The 16995-nt window shown below is 70.6% G+C and carries 16 protein-coding genes and 1 tRNA gene; 6 read left to right on the forward strand and 11 right to left on the reverse strand.

Annotated features, from left to right (window positions below):
• The first annotated feature begins 52 nt into the window (after nucleotides 1-52).
• Together BM223_RS18345 and BM223_RS18350 are read left to right on the forward strand one after the other, a co-directional pair.
• Entirely contained in the window at nucleotides 53-562 is a 510-nt protein-coding gene (locus BM223_RS18345) for a peptidylprolyl isomerase (RefSeq protein WP_038675791.1), read from the forward strand.
• Nucleotides 563-581: 19 nt separating this feature from the next.
• A complete protein-coding gene (locus tag BM223_RS18350; RefSeq protein ID WP_038675794.1) occupies nucleotides 582-1493 on the forward strand; it encodes a rhomboid family intramembrane serine protease in 912 nt (303 codons plus the stop codon).
• Nucleotides 1494-1698: 205 nt separating this feature from the next.
• On the opposite strand, the gene BM223_RS18355 is transcribed toward BM223_RS18350, so the two are convergent.
• On the reverse strand, nucleotides 1699-2205 hold the full coding sequence (locus tag BM223_RS18355; protein ID WP_038675795.1) for a cell division protein CrgA: 507 nt from the start codon (nucleotides 2203-2205) through the stop codon (nucleotides 1699-1701).
• Between the two features lie 80 nt (nucleotides 2206-2285).
• On the opposite strand from BM223_RS18355, the gene BM223_RS18360 reads away from it, so the two are divergent.
• Entirely contained in the window at nucleotides 2286-3092 is an 807-nt protein-coding gene (locus BM223_RS18360) for a DUF881 domain-containing protein (RefSeq protein WP_038675797.1), read from the forward strand.
• Here BM223_RS18360 and pknB read toward each other — a convergent pair.
• Genes pknB through BM223_RS18395 form a run of 7 tightly spaced genes read right to left on the reverse strand, consistent with a single transcriptional unit; the run spans nucleotide 3022 to nucleotide 12242 of the window.
• Nucleotides 3022-5019, reverse strand: a complete 1998-nt coding sequence (gene pknB, locus BM223_RS18365) for a Stk1 family PASTA domain-containing Ser/Thr kinase (RefSeq protein WP_052138063.1) — start codon at nucleotides 5017-5019, stop codon at nucleotides 3022-3024. The genes BM223_RS18360 and pknB overlap by 71 nt on opposite strands.
• Nucleotides 5016-6545, reverse strand: a complete 1530-nt coding sequence (locus BM223_RS18370) for a serine/threonine-protein kinase (RefSeq protein WP_052138064.1) — start codon at nucleotides 6543-6545, stop codon at nucleotides 5016-5018. The genes pknB and BM223_RS18370 overlap by 4 nt, the downstream gene beginning before the upstream one ends.
• A 7-nt stretch (nucleotides 6546-6552) precedes the next feature.
• Nucleotides 6553-8082 carry a peptidoglycan D,D-transpeptidase FtsI family protein gene (locus BM223_RS18375; protein WP_038675799.1) on the reverse strand — a complete coding sequence of 510 codons (1530 nt, stop codon included), beginning with the start codon at nucleotides 8080-8082 and terminating at the stop codon, nucleotides 6553-6555.
• Nucleotides 8079-9443 carry an FtsW/RodA/SpoVE family cell cycle protein gene (locus BM223_RS18380; protein WP_038683004.1) on the reverse strand — a complete coding sequence of 455 codons (1365 nt, stop codon included), beginning with the start codon at nucleotides 9441-9443 and terminating at the stop codon, nucleotides 8079-8081. The genes BM223_RS18375 and BM223_RS18380 overlap by 4 nt, the downstream gene beginning before the upstream one ends.
• A gap of 17 nt (nucleotides 9444-9460) precedes the next feature.
• Nucleotides 9461-11032 (reverse strand): PP2C family protein-serine/threonine phosphatase, encoded by a 1572-nt coding sequence (locus BM223_RS18385; protein WP_075018671.1) that lies wholly within the window; start codon nucleotides 11030-11032, stop codon nucleotides 9461-9463.
• A 3-nt stretch (nucleotides 11033-11035) separates the two neighbouring features.
• On the reverse strand, nucleotides 11036-11500 hold the full coding sequence (locus tag BM223_RS18390) for an FHA domain-containing protein FhaB/FipA (RefSeq protein ID WP_038675801.1): 465 nt from the start codon (nucleotides 11498-11500) through the stop codon (nucleotides 11036-11038).
• Complete coding sequence (locus BM223_RS18395) at nucleotides 11493-12242, reverse strand: FHA domain-containing protein (protein WP_038675803.1); 750 nt, start codon at nucleotides 12240-12242, stop codon at nucleotides 11493-11495. The genes BM223_RS18390 and BM223_RS18395 overlap by 8 nt, the downstream gene beginning before the upstream one ends.
• A 179-nt stretch (nucleotides 12243-12421) precedes the next feature.
• On the opposite strand from BM223_RS18395, the gene BM223_RS18400 reads away from it, so the two are divergent.
• Nucleotides 12422-12505, forward strand: a tRNA-Leu gene (locus BM223_RS18400).
• 224 nt (nucleotides 12506-12729) lie between these two features.
• Here BM223_RS18400 and BM223_RS18405 read toward each other — a convergent pair.
• Nucleotides 12730-13083: a hypothetical protein gene (locus tag BM223_RS18405; RefSeq protein WP_038675805.1), complete on the reverse strand. Its 354-nt coding sequence runs from the start codon at nucleotides 13081-13083 to the stop codon at nucleotides 12730-12732.
• Nucleotides 13084-13141: 58 nt separating this feature from the next.
• On the opposite strand from BM223_RS18405, the gene BM223_RS29130 reads away from it, so the two are divergent.
• Together BM223_RS29130 and dcd are read left to right on the forward strand one after the other, a co-directional pair.
• Complete coding sequence (locus BM223_RS29130) at nucleotides 13142-13420, forward strand: hypothetical protein (RefSeq protein WP_158510145.1); 279 nt, start codon at nucleotides 13142-13144, stop codon at nucleotides 13418-13420.
• Complete coding sequence (gene dcd / locus BM223_RS18415; protein WP_052138066.1) at nucleotides 13380-14447, forward strand: dCTP deaminase; 1068 nt, start codon at nucleotides 13380-13382, stop codon at nucleotides 14445-14447. The genes BM223_RS29130 and dcd overlap by 41 nt, the downstream gene beginning before the upstream one ends.
• A 637-nt stretch (nucleotides 14448-15084) precedes the next feature.
• Here dcd and BM223_RS18420 read toward each other — a convergent pair.
• Both BM223_RS18420 and BM223_RS18425 read right to left on the reverse strand, forming a co-directional pair.
• A complete protein-coding gene (locus tag BM223_RS18420; protein WP_038675808.1) occupies nucleotides 15085-16254 on the reverse strand; it encodes a mandelate racemase/muconate lactonizing enzyme family protein in 1170 nt (389 codons plus the stop codon).
• Between the two features lie 105 nt (nucleotides 16255-16359).
• Nucleotides 16360-16887, reverse strand: a complete 528-nt coding sequence (locus BM223_RS18425; RefSeq protein ID WP_200887042.1) for an HD domain-containing protein — start codon at nucleotides 16885-16887, stop codon at nucleotides 16360-16362.
• Nucleotides 16888-16995 lie beyond the last annotated feature (108 nt).

The following is a 16995-nucleotide window of genomic DNA, read 5'->3' on the forward strand; positions in this document are numbered from 1 at the left end:
CCGCATCACCGATGCACCACTCACCCCGATCAGCCGGAGACGAGGCACTTCCATGGCAGCGCAGCAGGCCGTCCTCAAGACCAACAAGGGCGACATCACGCTCAACCTGTTCCCGAACCACGCACCTGAGACGGTCGCGAACTTCACCGGCCTCGCCAGCGGCGAGAAGGCGTACGACGCCGGCAACGGCGCGACCGGTCCGTTCTACGACGGCCTGACCTTCCACCGGGTCATCCCGGGCTTCATGATCCAGGGCGGCTGCCCGCTCGGCACCGGCACCGGCGGCCCGGGCTACCAGTTCAAGGACGAGCCGCACCCCGAGCTCGTCTTCGACAAGCCCTACCTGCTCGCCATGGCCAACGCCGGCCCGGGCACCAACGGCTCGCAGTTCTTCATCACCGTCGGCGCGACCACGTGGCTGAACTTCAAGCACACCATCTTCGGTGAGGTCGCCGACCAGGCCGGCCGCGACGTCGTCGACGCGATCGCCGCCGTCCCGACCGCGGCGGGCGACCGTCCCGTCGAGCCGGTCGTCATCGAGTCCGTCGAGCTCGTCGGCTGACGCTCTCCGCGAACCCACGATGAGCACCCCTCCGGTCGGAGTGCCGACCTGCTACCGGCACTCCGACCGCGAGACCTACATCCGCTGCCAGCGCTGCGAACGTCCCATCTGCCCGGACTGCATGCGCGACGCCTCGGTCGGCTTCCAGTGCCCCGAGTGCGTGGCCGAGGGCCAGCGCTCGGTGCGCCAGGCCAAGACGGCGTACGGCGGCGTGATCTCGGCGAACCCGGGGACGACCTCGCTGGTGCTCATCGCGATCAATGTCGTCGTCTGGGTGGCGATCGTCGCCTCCGGCGGCAGTGACAGCCTGCTGGCCAGCTGGCTGGAGGTGCACCTGTGGGGCATCTGCCAGGACGGCGACGTCGGCTTCTACGCGACCCAGCAGGTCTGCGACGCCGGCGCCAACGCCACCTGGATCCCGGGTCTGAAGGAGGGGGCCTGGTGGCAGCTGGTCACCGGCTCCTTCGTCCACGTCCAGCCGTGGCACATCGGCATGAACATGCTCGCCCTCTGGTCGCTCGGCCCGCTCGTCGAGGGGCTGCTGGGCCGGGTCCGGTATGTCGTCCTGTACCTCCTGGCCAGCGCGGCCAGCGCCCTGTCGGTCTACTGGCTCGGGAGCGAGTTCAGCATCACCGTCGGCGCCTCAGGTGCCATCTTCGGCCTGCTCGGCGCCTCCTTGGTCGCCGGCTGGAAGTCCGGCGCCGACCTCTCCGTCTTCCGCACGACGATCGTGCTGGCGGTCATCATCAGCATCATCCCCGGGGTCTCCTGGCAGGGCCACCTCGGCGGCTTCGTCGGCGGCGCGCTCGCCGCCGCGATCCTCGCCTTCGCCCCGCGCGGCCGGCACCGGGCGCTCGTCCAGGCCGCCGGGCTGAGCCTGCTCGGCGCCGTCGTCCTCGCCGGGACGCTGCTGCGCACCCTCACCCTCTGACCCGCGGCGGCGACCGGCCGACCGGGTGACCGGGGAGACCCGGGGTCGATTTCCCCAGGTTTCTCCACCGCTGTGGATGAATGACACCCGTGTAGTTCTCCCCAGCTGTGGAGAAACCTGGGGGTAACCGGGTGGGAAAACGAGCGCCGCGCCGGTGCCCGGAGGGGCGACCGGCGCGGCGGCGGCTGCGCGGGGTGGGGCGGGCCTACTCCCAGCGGGTGGCGAAGGCGAAGCCGACGGCCATGAAGCCGATGCCGACGAACAGGTTCTTCTGCCCGAGGTCGGTCATGATCGGGATGTCGGACGGGTCGTTGCCGGTGAGGAAGATGTAGAAGACGCAGATCCACAGCAGGCCGATCAGGAAGCAGCCGAGCATGCCGACCACGACGCCGCGGCCGCGGCCGAGCGGGGTCTTGGGGTGCGCCGAGAAGATCAGGCCCGCGAAGAACAGCAGGAAGCCGATCAGGTAGTTCTTGCCCTCGAGGTCCTGGAGGAACGACGGGCCGCCGGCCGGGTTGGGCTTGCCCTTGGCGTTGATGCTGCCGAAGCCGTCGGTGGGCCGCACGCCGAAGTAGTAGTACAGGATCCAGGCGATGCCACCGAGGATGAGCAGCAGGGCGATGGCGAACCGCAGGCTCATCACCGGGCCGCGGTCGGGGTCGCCGAAGACCTCGCGCTCCTTGCGCTTCGACAGGCGGGTCGGCTTGGCCACAGGGGGCTCCTCGTTGAGACTCGGTGGCCGCACGCTCGCCCCTGCGGGCGCGCGCTCGACCAGTGGTGGACACTGTCAGTATGACGGGTAGCCACGCCGGAGGTACGACGGGCCGCCGAACCGGGTCCGGCCGGCGCTCCCTGGGGTGGCGGATCGGGACGCCGGTGGTGGCCGTCCTCAGCGGCAGCCTGCTCGCCGTCTCGGCCACCAACAGCGAGGGAACCGACCTGCGTCCGGGCCGCTACACCGACCTCGCGGGACTGGTCGAGGGCGAGGCGGCGAACTACCGCACGGTCGAGGACCGGTTCAACGACCTCTCCGACGAGGTGGAGCGGCTCAGCGCCGGGGTCAAGGACAAGAGCGTCGACCGGGCCCGGGGCGAGGTCGCCCAGCTGCGCGACCCGGCCGGGATGACGCCCCACGCGGGTCCGGGCCTGCAGATCACGCTCTCCGACGCGCCCGAGGACCTCGTCGACGACGCGGTCGAGCGCAACAAGCACGTCGAGCCCGAGAAGCGGCTCAACCTGAACCGGTTCGTCGTCCACCAGCAGGACATCCAGGCCGTGGTCAACGCCCTGTGGAACGGCGGCGCCAGCGCGGTCACCATCGCCGGCCAGCGCGTCATCTCCACGACGGGCATCAAGTGCGAGGGCAACGCCGTCCAGCTCCAGGGCGTGCCCTACCCGCAGCCCTACGTCATCGAGGCCGTCGGCGACCCGTCGGCGCTCTACGGCAGCGTGTCGTCCGACCCGATCGTCTCGGGCTACCGCACCGACTCCGAGAACCCGCAGATCGGGATCGGTTGGTCGCTCGACCTCAAGGAGCGGGTCGAGGCGCCGGCGTACGACGGCGTCGTCGACCTGCAGTACGCGAAGCCGCTCCGCTAGCGGCCGGCGGCAGCGCCGGCACCCGGCCGGCGCCCTGCCCCGGAGCCGGGTCGAGGGGGTTGAGCGGGTCGGTACCTGCGGCGACCTCCTGGCCGTCGCTGATGCCGTCGCCGTCGGTGTCCGGGTTGGTCGGGTCGGTGCCGCGGGTCGCCTCGTCCTCGTCGGAGAGCCCGTCGCCGTCGGTGTCGGTCGGCGTGGTCGGCGGCGGCGCCTCGTAGATCGAGATGAAGATGTAGACCCGGTTGCCCTGGTCGAGCGGCTCGCCGGGGGCGGGGTCCTGCTCGGTGACCCGGCCCTTCTTCTGGCTCGAGTCGTCGGCGGAGGCGTCGCGCACGACGGGCTCGAAGCCGGCGTCCTTGATCGCCTTGACCGCCTCGGCCTGCTTGAGGCCGACCAGCTTCGGGACCTCCTCGGGGCCGTCGGAGATGCACAGCTCGACGGTCGCGTCCTTCTCGATCATCGTGTTGGCCGGCGGGACCTGCTCGACGACGGTGCCCTTCTCGTCGTCGGTGTCGCACTCGCGCTCGGTGATGTTGCGGCGCAGGATGCCTTGGGCGAGGAGCGTCTGGATCGCTTCCTTCTTGGGCATCTTGACCACCGACTGCAGCGCGAACTGGCCGGGGCCGATCGAGACGACGAGGTTGATCTTGGTGTCGGGCGCGACGTAGTCGTCGCCCGCGGGATCCTGCTCGATCACCTGCCCGGCCTCGATCGTGTCGTCGTTGCGGACGCTGACTGTGCCGACCTGGAGGCCGGCCTCGCCGATGGCGCTGCGGGCGTCCTCCTCGCTCATCCGCACGACGTTCGGCACCCGCTTGTCGGTGGGGGTGTCGTCGAAGAGCCGCGGCCACACGAGGTAGGCCGTCGCGATGATCGCCGCAATGAGCAGCCCGAGCACGACCCAGAGGCCGACCTTGCTGCGCTGCTCGTCGTCGCGGGCGGGCGGCAGCGGCGGGCGGATCGCCGTCTCGCCCGGTCCGGGCGGCGGCGGGGTCGGCGGGACGGCGGCGGTGGCGCCGGTCGCCCCGGGGACGACGGCCTGGACCGGCCGGCCGGCCAGGTAGCGCTCGATGTCGGCGCGCATCTGCGCGGCGGACTGGTAGCGGTCCTCGACCCGCTTGGCGAGCGACTTCATCACGATGGCGTCGATCTCGGGGGTGAGGTCGTCCTCGTGCTGCGACGGCGGGACGGCGGGCTCGCGCACGTGCTGGTAGGCGACCGCGACGGGGGAGTCGCCGACGAACGGCGGCCGTCCGGTGAGGAGCTCGTAGAGCAGGCAGCCGGCGGAGTAGACGTCGGAGCGGGAGTCGACGGTCTCGCCGCGCGCCTGCTCGGGGGAGAGGTACTGGGCGGTGCCGACGACGGCCGCGGTCTGGGTCATCGACGACTGGGCGTCGCTCATCGCGCGGGCGATGCCGAAGTCCATCACCTTGATGTCACCCGACGGCGTGAGCATCACGTTGCCGGGCTTGATGTCGCGGTGGATGATCCCCGCGCGGTGGCTGTAGTCGAGCGCGGAGAGCACGCCGCTCGTGATCTCGAGCGCGCGCTCGGGCAGGATCTTGCGCCCCTCGCGAAGGATGTCGCGCAGCGTCCGGCCGGCGACGTGCTCCATCACGATGTAGGGGACGACCTCGGTGCTGCCGTCGGGCTGCGCGGTGCGCTCCTCGCCGGTGTCGTAGACGGCGACGATCGCGGGGTGGTTGAGCGAGGCCGACGACTGTGCCTCACGGCGGAAGCGCGCCTGGAAGGTGGGGTCGCTGGCAAGGTCGGAGCGCAGTCGCTTGACCGCCACGACCCGGCCGAGGCGGGTGTCGGTGCCCTTGCGGACCTCCGCCATGCCGCCACGGCCCAGCAGCTCGCCGAGCTCGTACCGCCCGCCGACGACGGGCCGGCCCGAGCCGGGTTCGGTCGGGGGAGTGCTCATTCCGTACCTCTCGGAAGGGTCAGCGGGCTGCTGGTGTCGGTGGGGGTGCCGGTGTCGGTCGGCTCGGTGCTCGGAGCCTCCGGCTCGCCCCAGTAGTAGACGACGATCCGGTCGCCCTGGTTGAGCTCACCGTTGGGTGAGAAGCGCGACACGGTGCCGGCGTCGCACGAGCCGTCGTTGGGCTGGCTGTCCTGCTCCCAGCTGACCCGGAGCCCGAGGGCCCGCAGGTCGGAGACCGCGTCCTGGTAGCTCTTGAAGCAGGTGTACTGGTCCTGGTCGACCTCGACCGAGGTGTCCTCGGTGGTCGCCTCGGTGGTCGGCTCCGGGGGAGTGGTCGGCTCGGTGGGGGTGTCCTCGGTGGTCTGCTCGGTCGTGGGCGTCGTCGGCGGCGGGGTGGTCTCCCCGGTCGGCTCGTCGTCACCCCCGCGGCCGAGGAGGATCGCGGCGACCGCGATCGCCGCGACGACCAGGAGGATCACCGCGATGGCGATCGGCCACGGCGACTTGCGGCGCTCCTCGCCCGGGTCGTCGCCGGCGTAGGCGGCCGGGGAGTCGAGGCGGCGCATCGGCTCGGCGGGCGTGCGCGGGCCGGGCACCGGCACCGGGACCGGCGGGACCACGCCGGTGAGCACCTGGGTGCCGTCGTCGTCACCGAGCGGCGCGCCCACGGCGCCCGCGGCGCCCGCGACGGACGGGTCGCGCAGGGCGGCAGCGAAGGCCGCGCCGTCGGCGTACCGCTCGGCGGGCTCCTTGGCGAGCGCCCGGCGGACGACGGCCGCGAGCGGTCCGGGGATGCTCGGCGGCAGCTGCGGCACCGGCTGCTGCAGGTGCGCGAGCGCGGTGGCGACGGGCGTCTCGGCCTCGAACGGACGGCGTCCGGTCAGGCACTCGAAGGTCACCACGCCGAGCGAGTAGACGTCGGAGGCGGGCGTCGACGGGTTGCCGCGCGCCTGCTCGGGGCTGAGGTACTGCGGCGTCCCCATCACGGAGCCGGTGCGGGTCAGCGCGACCGAGTCGGCCGCGCGGGCGATGCCGAAGTCGGTGATCTTGACCGTGCGGTCGGCCGTGACGAGGAGGTTGGCGGGCTTGACGTCGCGGTGCACGATGCCGGCCCGGTGGGCCACGCCGAGCGCGTCGGCGGCCTGCGCCATCAGGTCCTGGACGACGGCGACGTCGAGCGTGCGGCCGCTGTTGCGCGCGCCGGCGAGCAGGGTCGAGAGCGGCTGGCCGTCGACCAGCTCCATCACCAGGTACGGCGGGTGGCTCTCGTCGTCGCCGGCGCCGTAGTCGTAGACGCCCGCGATGCCCGGGTGGTGCAGTGCCGCGGCGCTGCGTGCCTCGCCGTCGAAGCGCGTGCGGAACATCGGGTCGTGGGCGTACTCGGCCTTGAGCACCTTGACCGCGACCGGCCGGTTGAGCCGGGTGTCGGTCGCGCGCCAGACGACCCCCATGCCGCCGGTGGCGATCATGGAGTCGAGTCGGTAGCGACCGGCCTGGTCGGCGTACCTGCCCTGGACGTCGTTCACGCGTGACTCACTTCTTCAGCACCGCTTCCATGACTGCCTTGGCGATCGGGCCGCCGAGCTGGCCGCCGGCGATCTCGTCGCACGCCCGGTCGGGCGCCTCCTCGATCATGACGGCCACCGCGACCTCGGCGTTGTCCGCCGGCGCGTACGAGACGAACCACGCGTACGGCGGCTTGCCGCCCGCGGAGCACCGGGTCGAGGTGCGCTGCGCCGTACCGGTCTTGCCGGCCACCTTGACGCCGGAGATGGCGGCGGGCGAGGCGGTGCCGTTGTCGACGACCGAGACGAGCAGGTCGGTCAGCTCGCGCGCGGTCTGCGGCGACACGGCGTCGCTGAGCTTGTCGGGCTCGGTGGTGCGCAGGACGTCGAAGCCGGCGGTCTGCACCTGCTCGACCAGGTAGGGCCGCATGAGCGTGCCCTGGTTGGCGATCGCGGCGGTGACCATCGCCATCTGCAGCGGCGTCGACTGCACCTCGAACTGGCCGATGCCGGTCTGCGCGGTCTCGGCGTCGCTGAGCTCGCGGGTGCCGCCGCCGTCCTTGTCGCTGAGGGGGATGCCGGTCGGGTAGACCGACTGGGCCTGACCCTTGAGGTCGAGGAGGTAGTTGCTGTTGAAGCCGAACTTCTCGGCCTGGTCGCGCATCTTCTCGGGGCCGACCTCGACCGCGAGGTGCGCGAACGTGGTGTTGCACGACCAGTCGAGCGCCGTGGCGAACGAGATCTTGCTCGGGTTGCACTGGCTGCGGCCGTCGTTGCCGATCGTCCGCGTGGTCCCCGGCGGCTGGTACGACGAGCCGGCCGGCACCTGGTCGTCGCCGTGGTACTTGCCGCTCTCGATCGCCGCGGCCGCGGTGACCAGCTTGAACGTGGATCCGGGGAAGAGCCGGGTCTGGATCGCGCGGTTGACGAGCGGGTCGCGGGGGTCCTTGTCGAGCTGCTCGTAGGCCGCCGCCGCGCTCTTGGAGTCGTGGGTGGCCAGCTCGTTGGGGTCGTACGACGGGTAGGACGCCATCGCCAGCACCCGCCCGGTCTTGGGCTGGATCGCCACGACCGAGCCCTCGCCGCGCGGGCCGAGCGTGTCGCGCAGCCCCTCGAAGGCGGCCTTCTGCGCCGCGGCGTTGAGCGTCAGCACGACGTTGCCGCCCTGGGTCTGGTCGCCCTTGAGCAGGTCGACGAGCCGGGTCACGAACAGCTGGGGGTCCTCGCCGGTGAGCACGGCGTTCTGGCTGCGCTCGATGCCGGTCTGGCTGCCGAGCTGGAGGTAGCCGGTGACCGGCGCGAACATCCGGGCGCCCGAGGACGGGTAGACGCGCAGGTACTTGTACTGGTCGTCGGAGGGCTTGCTCGTCGCGACGGGCTCGTCGCCCACCAGGATCTGACCGCGCTCGCGGCTGAACGACGCCTCGGCGACGCGCGCGTTGCGCGGGTCGGTGTTGTAGTCCTCGGCCTTCCAGAACTGCACGTAGGTCACGTTCGCCATCAGGGCGAGGAACAGGAACATGCAGAAGATCGAGACGGTGCGGATCGGCTTGTTCATCGCGGCACCACCTTCACGACCTGGGTGGCCTGCTCGTCGGGGTCGTCGGCGTCGGCGGTCAGGTCGGGCAGCGGGCGCCGGGCCTGGTCGGAGATGCGGAGCAGGATCGCGACGATCACCCAGTTGGCGACGAGCGACGATCCGCCGTACGACAGGAAGGGTGTGGTGAGGCCGGTCAGCGGGATCAGCCGGGTCACCCCCCCGACCACGACGAAGACCTGGAGCGCGAACACCGCGGCGAGGCCGGTGGCGACGAGCTTGCCGAAGCCGTCGCGCGAGATCAGCGCGGCCCGCAGGGCCCGCTCGACGACGAGGCCGTAGAGGAGCAGGACGGCGATGACAGCGGTGAGGCCGAGCTCCTCACCGATCGCGGCGAGGATGAAGTCGGACTCGACGTACGGCACCCGCTGGGGCATGCCCTCGCCGAGACCGCGGCCCACGAGGCCGCCCCACGCGAAGCCGTAGAGCGCCTGGACGAGCTGGTAGCCGTTGCCGTTGGGGTCGGCGAACGGGTCGAGCCAGATGTCGACCCGGTTCTGCACGTGGGCGAAGATCCGGAAGGCGACGGTCGCGCCGCCGAAGAAGAGCAGGCCGCCGACCACCAGCCAGCCGGGTCGCTCGGTGGCGACGTAGAGCATGATCAGGAAGAGGCCGAAGAACAGCAGGCTCGAGCCCAGGTCGCGCTGCAGCACGAGGATGCCGAGGCTGACCACCCACATCATGAGGATCGGGCCCAGGTCGCGGCCGCGGGGCAGGTCGACGAAGACCACGCGGCGCCCGGCGAGCGCGAGCGCGTCGCGGTGCACGACCAGGTAGCCGGCGAACGTGATGACGAGCAGCAGCTTGGCGACCTCGCCGGGCTGGAAGCTGAACGGGCCGAGCGAGATCCAGATCTTCGCGCCGTTGATGGACGTCCCGAGGCCCGGGATCATCGGCAGGATCAGCAGCACGATGGCGGCCAGGCCCGACGTGTAGGTGAAGCGCGCGAGCAGGCGGTGGTCGGGCAGCGCGATCAGGGTGCCGATGAAGAGGGCGACGCCGAGCGTCATCCAGGTCAGCTGCTGGCTCGCCAGGCCCGTGTCGCGGGCCAGGTCGATGCGGTGGATGATCGCCAGGCCGAGGCCGTTGAGGGCCGCGACCACGGGGAGCAGCACCGGGTCGGCGTACGGGGCGACGAGGCGGACGGCGACGTGGGCGCCGACCACGAGGATGGCCAGCCAGCCGCCGTACCCGAGGAGGTTGGTGGGGACCTCGCCGTCGACGCCGAGGCCGACCGCGGCGTAGGCGCCGATCCCGACGACGAGCGCCAGGATCAGCAGGAAGAGCTCCGCACCCCGCCGGCGGCGGTGCACGAAGCCCATCAGGGCGGAGTTGGCGCTCACGAACCGCCACCGGGCGTGACGCTGGTCAGGTCGGCGGCACCGCCCTGGGTGGACGGCGCGGCCGGCGCCTCGGAGTCCGAGCCGGGCGCGGTGGTCGTCGGGCTGGTGGTCGTCTCGGTCGGGTCCGTCGCGTCGGTCGTGTCGGTCGGGTCGGTGGCCGGGTCGCTCTGGCGGGCGTTGGCGCCGATCCGGGTGACCTCGTCGCGGGCGCCCTCGAAGCTGTCGAAGGTCATGTCGCCGTCGCGGATCTGCTCCTGGGTGGAGTCCCGCAGCTGCTCGATCTGCAGGTCGGAGACCTGGTAGACGTTCGACAGGCCCGGCACGTTGACCCCGCGGTAGATGACGACGTGGCCGTCGTCCTCGCCGATGTAGTACTGCTGCTGGCTCCACCAGTACGCCGTCCCGACGGCGATCCAGGCGAGGCCCAGCACGACGGCGGCGGCCAGCAGCCGGCGCGCCCACACGAAGCGGGGCGGCGGCTGGGGGGCGTAGCGCAGCGTCTCGGCGTCGAGCGGCGGGTCGGCCGGGATGGCGTGGTCGATGCCCTCGGGGATCTCGGCCGCCACCGGCTCGAGCTCGCCCGTGTCGCCGGAGCGGTGCCCGCGGAACAGCGCGCGCGGACGGCGCCGGCCCAGGTCGGCGGCGGCGCCGACGACCATCGGCTCGAGCGGGGCGGGCAGGTCGGCGGGCGACTCGGCGGCCGTGGCGGCCGGGTCGACGACGTCGGCGACCACGCAGGTGACGTTGTCGGAGCTGCCGGCGTCGAGGCTGGCGCGGACCAGCTCGATGGCGGCGAACTCCGGCGAGCCGTCGGAGAGCAGCTCGGTGATCCGGTCGTCCTCGAGGACGCCGCACGCGCCGTCGCTGCACAGGAAGAGCCGGTCGCCGGCGACGAGCTCGAGCGCGAACAGGTCGGGCTCCACCTCGTGCAGGCCGTCGAGCGCCTTGAGGATGAGGTTGCGGTGCGGGTGCACCCGGGCCTCGGCCTCGGTGATCCGGCCCTCGTCGATGAGGCTCTGCACGAAGGTGTGGTCGTTGGTGAGCTGGGACAGCTCGCCGTCGCGCAGCAGGTAGGCGCGGGAGTCGCCGACGTGGCCGACCGCGAGCCGGTTGCCGTCGAAGAGGGCGACCGTGGCCGTCGTGCTGGTGCCGTTGAGGGCGGGGTCGTGGTCGACCTGCGCGCCGATGGCGTTGTGCGCCTCGTGGATGCCGTCGTTGACCCGGTCGATCACGTCGGCCGAGCCGGGCGGCTCGTCGAGCTGGCGCAGCTCGCCGATCGCGGTGCTCGACGCGATGTCACCGCGGGCCGCGCCGCCGACGCCGTCGCACACGGCGAGCAGCCACGGTCCGGCGTACCCGGAGTCCTGGTTGTCCTTGCGGACCCGGCCCACGTCGGAGACCGCGGAGAAGCGCAGCTGCAGCAGCGGCCGGGCCGCCGGGGTGGGCACGTCGACCGTCTCGGGGGGTCCCTCGGTCGTCGCCGCCGCCTCGGTCGGGGCGTCGGGCCGCGTGCCGCTGAGCTCGTCCGGGGCCATCGCGTCGGAGGAGTCGTTGCCGGGTTCGGACATGCCCTACTTCCTCAGCTCCACGATGGTCTTCCCGATCCGGATCTGCGAGCCCAGGCCCACCGGGACCGGCTGGGTGAGCCGCTGGCTGCCGAGATAGGTGCCGTTGGTGGAGCCGAGGTCCTCGACGTACCACTGGCCGCCGGAGGACACGATCCGCGCGTGCCGGGTGGAGACGTAGTCGTCGTCCAGCCGGATGGCCGCGTCGTTGCCGCGCCCGATCAGGATCGGCGCCTGCGACAGGTCGGCGGTGATGCCGGTGTTGACGCCCTGGACGACGGCGACCTGCGTGGGCTGACCACGGCGGGGCGACGACGTCTTGGGGGGCTTCGGCTGCTTGCCGGGCGCGGCCGGCGCCGGGACCCGCGCCCCGAACATGTCGGAGCGGATCACCGAGATCGCCGAGAGCACGAAGATCCACAGGATCGCGAGGTACGCGATCCTGACCAGGAACAGGGTCAGCTCAGACAACGTCCACCTCTCGGTCCGCCTCCTGGAGCAGCCGCAGCACGAGCGACGTGTGCCCGATCTGCACCCGCGACCCGTCACGCAGCGTCGCCCGCGCGACCTTCTGCCCGTCGACCCGGATGCCGTTGGTCGAGCCCATGTCGTGGACCTCGACGTGCACCGGACCCTCGCCCGGCGCCATCCCGGCCGCCTGCTCCGTCGTGATCAGGAACTCCGCGTGCCGCCGGCTCACCCCGGGATCGTTGATCCGCAGGTCCGCCTCGCTGCCGCGACCGACCACCAGGCCCGGCGCCTGCAGCGGGTGCTGCGTGCCGTTGACCTCGAGGACCGCCCGCGTGCGCTGCCCGCCACCCCGCCGGGAGTGCCCCGTGACCGCCGCCTCCGCCTGGCTCCGCACCCGGAACCGCCCGGTCCCCAGGTCGTCCGCGGACTCGAACCCGATCCGGATCGGCCCCGGGAAGACGTACGACTGCAGCTCCGCGTGCTCCGTCAGCTGCTCGCCCAGCTCACCGGCCAGCGTCGAGTCGTACGGCGAGAGCCGCTCGAGGTCACCCTCGGAGAGCTCCACCACGAAGCTGTTCGGCACCAGCCGCCGCTGCCGCGACAGCACCTGCGCCTTGTTGTCGAGCTCCCTCTGGAGGGCCGCCGCGATCTCCACCGGCTGGACGGCACTGCGGAACGTGCGCGCGAACACGCCCGAGATCGCCTGCTCGAGCTTCTGCTCGAAGCGCTGCAGTCCCCCCACGTCCCTGCCCTCCTCTCGCACGGCTCGCTCGACTGGTCCCTCCGGACGAATCACTCGATCGTATCGGTGAGCCCCCTGTCGCCCCGGGACCTTCACCCTCTCACCGGCCCGTCGCCGTGGTCGTCGTGGCCTGGTTTTGGGTGCGGCGGCCGGACTGGGCTAACCTTGCGGGGCTTCACGCGCGAGTGGCGGAATAGGCAGACGCGCACGGTTCAGGTCCGTGTGTCCGAAAGGACGTGGGGGTTCAACTCCCCCCTCGCGCACGTTAAGCAAAGTGGCCCCTGACCAGCCAAGACGGCTGTCAGGGGCCACTAGCGTTTTTGGCTCTGTCCGCTCCTGTCCACATGGGTTGTGTCGGACCTGCACGGCAGCATCGCAGCAGCGAGACAGGAGCAAGCCGTGCCGAACCCACGAAAGCGCACCAGCGCCACCACTGGACGCACCACCTCGCAGGTCCGCTTCCGCCCTGGCGGCATCAACGGAGGGCCTAGCTCGGAAGTTCGGCGCTGGTTACTGTCGCCTCCGCCAGTAATGCCAACTGGAGGCCAAGTGCGTCACCGATGGCGGCGAACGCCGCCCAGAACGGCGATTCCAGAACTGAGTAGTAGTGCCGGCGACCGTCCTCGAACATCGTGAGCATCCCGTGTGCCATGAAGCCCTCGATCTCCTTGGATACGCCGCTGTGAGCTTCGCCGAAGACGATCATCGCTCGCTGGGCCTCGCCGAGATAGAACGGCTGCCCTTGGCGCGCGAGGATCCAGCACGCGAGGGCAACGCGGAGAGGGCGGCCGAACAGATCTTTCGCGGCTGCCTTCTGCGTGTCTCCCCAGGAACTTGTCACGAGCCTCTAGATTCTAGATTGATGATGATCGGGCTAGTCGAACTGAGGGGTGATGAAGATGAGCGAAGAGCGCTATAAAGGGGCGATGGTGTACGACGAGCCGCTCACGATCTTGTTCACCGACTCGACTGGCGTCAACCGCGAGCGCTCCGTGATCCCTCAGCGAGTCTGGTTCGGCTGCACCGAATGGTACCCGCAGGAGCAGTGGTTGCTGGATGCCTACGACACCGAGCGACACGTTGTCAGGAGCTTCTCCCTCGCCGCGATCCACGGCTTCGAGGGTCATACTGACCTCCGTGTACCTCACGGATCAGCAGATCACTGCGCGGCTGGCTGAGCTTCAGCTTGAGGCCGACGATCTGGCTGACCCGTTCGACCCGCAGCAGATTGGCCCGTGTTCGATCGATCTTCGCCTGTCTCGCATCTACTGGCTCCCGCGAGCGCGTTCGCACTGGAGGTTCGGGCGGCCGCCGGCGATCGACCTTAACCTGGGTCAGCTGATGGAACTTAACCCGAGCCGTGGATGGCGCCGCGTCGAGGCTAAGCCGCAGGACAGCATCACGATTAAGCCCGGCCAACTGGTCCTGGCCCGCACGTCTGAACGCTTCCACGTGCCCAGCGACTGCGCGGCGGCGCTTGAAGGGCGGAGCAGCTTCGCGCGCCTTGGACTCTCGATCCATGCCGCCGGCGGATTCATCAACCCCGGCTACACAGGCCGCATGCCGCTCACTCTGTTCAACCAGAGCCCCTTCACGCTGCGGATCCCCGTAGGCACGCCCCTGTGCCAGTTGATGTTCATCAAGCTCAAGGAGGCACCCAAAGCCGACTACGCGCAGTTGAACGACAGGAAGTACCGGGACGACTACGGCGGTCCCTCCTACTGGTGGCGCGACGAAGCCATGCGACGACTGCGCGATCGCGCGGCTGGTGCGAAGCTGGGACCGCGCGTCTTCGACGAACTCGACGAGCTGTTCGCGAAGGATGAGCCCGACATTGGCGTCTACGAACGCCTCGAGACTCACATCTCGAAGCGCGGCAGCCTGACATACGGCACCGCCGACGAGCTCCTCTCCTCGTTCAGCGAGCGTGAACAGCGCCGAGAGTTGGTGGCGAAGATCGGCATCTATAGCGCTCGCGCGGCTCTGCCGCTTGCCCTCGGCGCCGCCATTCCCTACTGGGCTTTCACGGAGCACGTAAGCAAGGTCGTGGCGCTCCTCGCCGCCCTCGCCTGTGTGCTCGCCGGGCTCGTGACCCTGTGGGGGGTCTACCAGCCCGTGCCGAACTACCTGACGAAGGATCGTCTTCGGAAGCTTCAGGCGGCAGGGACTTCCAGGCCAACTCCCAGCCAGCCGACCGCGCCCTGATCGGTAGGGCCAGCAATGGCGATGCTGGCCGGCGGCTGACCGAAGGAGGTCGTGATCAGGCGCCCCAGGCGCCCCAGGCGCTGTCCGACTCCGCGCGCAGGGACGGGGTACCCCACCAGCGCCGCAACCCCTCGACGATGACCGGGTCAGGTCGAGTTCGAGTGCGCTCGCGTGGACGCCGTGCTCGACCATCCGCTCCGCCGCGGAGTATTCCGCTGGGGTGATGATGACTTGGGCCGCGTACTCCCACGCCCGGCGTTCGCTGAAGATGGTCGAGCAGCGTCGTTGCAAACGTGGTGGGCGAACTCGTGCGCCAGGCCGGGCATGAGTTGGTGGAGAGTGGGGGTCGAGTTGAGTTCGATGCGCCGGCGGCGCTGGAGGTACTGACATGCCGGAGAGGCCCGAGGTCGACGTACTCGATCGTTAACCCGTGCTCGGCGCAGGTCAAGCAGCCATGCGAAGCGCTGCTGATTCATCGCTGAGTCGTGCTGACCTGACGCCTCCGTTCTCCGGCTCCCGCCCGTGAGCTCGGGCGTGGCCCAGATCGTGCAAGAGGGACGGACGCAACGTGTGTACCGCGTACATGCAGCAACCGTCAGCAAGGATCTAGAATTGTCGACAGCCGAGAAGCCGCAGGTCAGACGTTGCCTTGTGACCAGTCGGTCCAAGCCGCAGTGCTGGCCGGCACCTCGATGTCGAGGACCCGCGTGGAGCGCCCGGCCAGTGCGGCCTCATCCACCTCGATGCCCAGCCCCGGCCCCGTCGGCACCGCGAACGCACCCCCGTCCAGGTGCTCGAGGGTGAAGGGGTTCGCGTCGAGGATCTCGTGCCACGGCTCCGCCATCGAGTAGGGGAACTCCACCAGGCGCAGGGTCGTGAGGGCGCTGGAGGCGTGCAGGTTCGCGGCGAAGGCGACGGGACCGGCGGCCGAGTGCGGCATCACCGGGACACCGGCCCGCTCGGCGATCTCCCCGATCCGCACCATCTCGAGCAGCCCTCCGGAGGTGGCCGGGTCCGGCTGGAGGACGTCGGCACGCCCGTCCCTGATGGCGCGGTCGTAGTCCCCCGCCATGCCGAAGTGCTCGCCGTACCCGATCGCCACCGCCGACTGATCCACCAGCCGTTGCACGCCCAGGTGCCGCTCCTGGGGGAGGGGCTCCTCGAACATCGAGACCCCCAGGTCGGCCAGGGCCCGGCTGACGCGCAGGGCCGTGTCCAGGCTGTAGTGCTCGGTGCCGTCCACGAAGATGTCGACCGCCGGCCCCAGTCGATCGCGCACCTGAGCCAGGGTCGCCAGGTCCGTGCGCCAGTCCAGCCCCAGCCGGAGCTTCACCGCACTCACCCCCCTCGCCAGCCAGGGCTCGAGGTGGTGCACGTGCCAGTCGGCATCGCCCTGGAAGAGGAAGTGGCTGGAGGCGTAGACCCCGAGTCGCTCCCGGTGGCCGCCCAGCATGCTGCGCACGCTGAGCCCGTCCCGGCGACCCACCGCGTCCCACAGGGCCATCTCCACCGCGCTCACGGCGTGGCCGACCGGCCCGGCGAGCCCGGGGCGGCGTCGCAGCTCCGCCTTCAGCAGACCGGCGACCTGGGGCACCGAGACCAGGCCCGGTCGTCCCAGCAGCGGCGCCAGCACGTCCTGCACGATCGTGCGCAGCAGGCCGGGATGGGCGAACCCGTACCCGTCGCTCGCCTCGCCGAATCCCGTCACTCCCTGGTCGAGTCGCACCCGCACCATGGCGTGCGGCAACCCGTCGAACTCGAAGTCGTACACACGCAGGTCCTCGACCCTGAACGCAGGCAACGACATCTCCCCTCCTCCACTCCGGTTCGTGATGAACGAGCTCCCCGGCGGCACGCGCCCGGGGGCGGCAGGTGGGGCGGGACCGGCTGGAGCCGGCCCCGACCCCACCGGTCAGAACGAGTTCCTGCGGGACAGGATCTTGTGCACCAGCGGCTCGAAGTGCTCCAGTGGCGCACTCGTGTAGTCCGGGTCGAAGGCGGCCTGGTCGTACTTGAAGCAGAACTCCTCGGTGTACTCGAAGTACTCGGAGCCACGGAACTTCTCCCGGGTGTTGCGGTCCCACCCGAGGTGGTGCCAGAAGTAGTACCCCTGGAAGACGTCGTGGTTGGCGACCATCCAGTGGTTCGCCTCGGAGACGAACGGCTTCAGGATCGCCGCGGCGATGTCGGGGTGGTTGGCCGGAGCCATCACGTCCCCGATGTCGTGCAGCAGCGCGCAGAGGATGTACTCCTCGTCCCGACCGTCTGCCTCGGCGCGGGTGGCCGTCTGCAGGGAGTGCTCGAGCCGGGTGATCGGGAACTCGCCCTTGGCGTCCCCCAGGGTCCGCAACATCTGCAGGGCGTGCTCGGGCACCTTGCTCTGCTCGGTCGCCCAGCCCGGCGTGATGAGGTCCCAGTCCTCCTTCGTGGACTCGATCATGCTGGTGAACTTCACTCCAGGTTTCACAACGAACACCTTTCTTCTCTCACTCATCTGTGGACTCTTGAACGTCACTGCCGGCCGCCCGTCTGCGCGGGCCCGGGCCGG

This window comes from Pimelobacter simplex (genome assembly GCF_900114845.1).
Classification (GTDB): domain Bacteria; phylum Actinomycetota; class Actinomycetes; order Propionibacteriales; family Nocardioidaceae; genus Nocardioides; species Nocardioides simplex.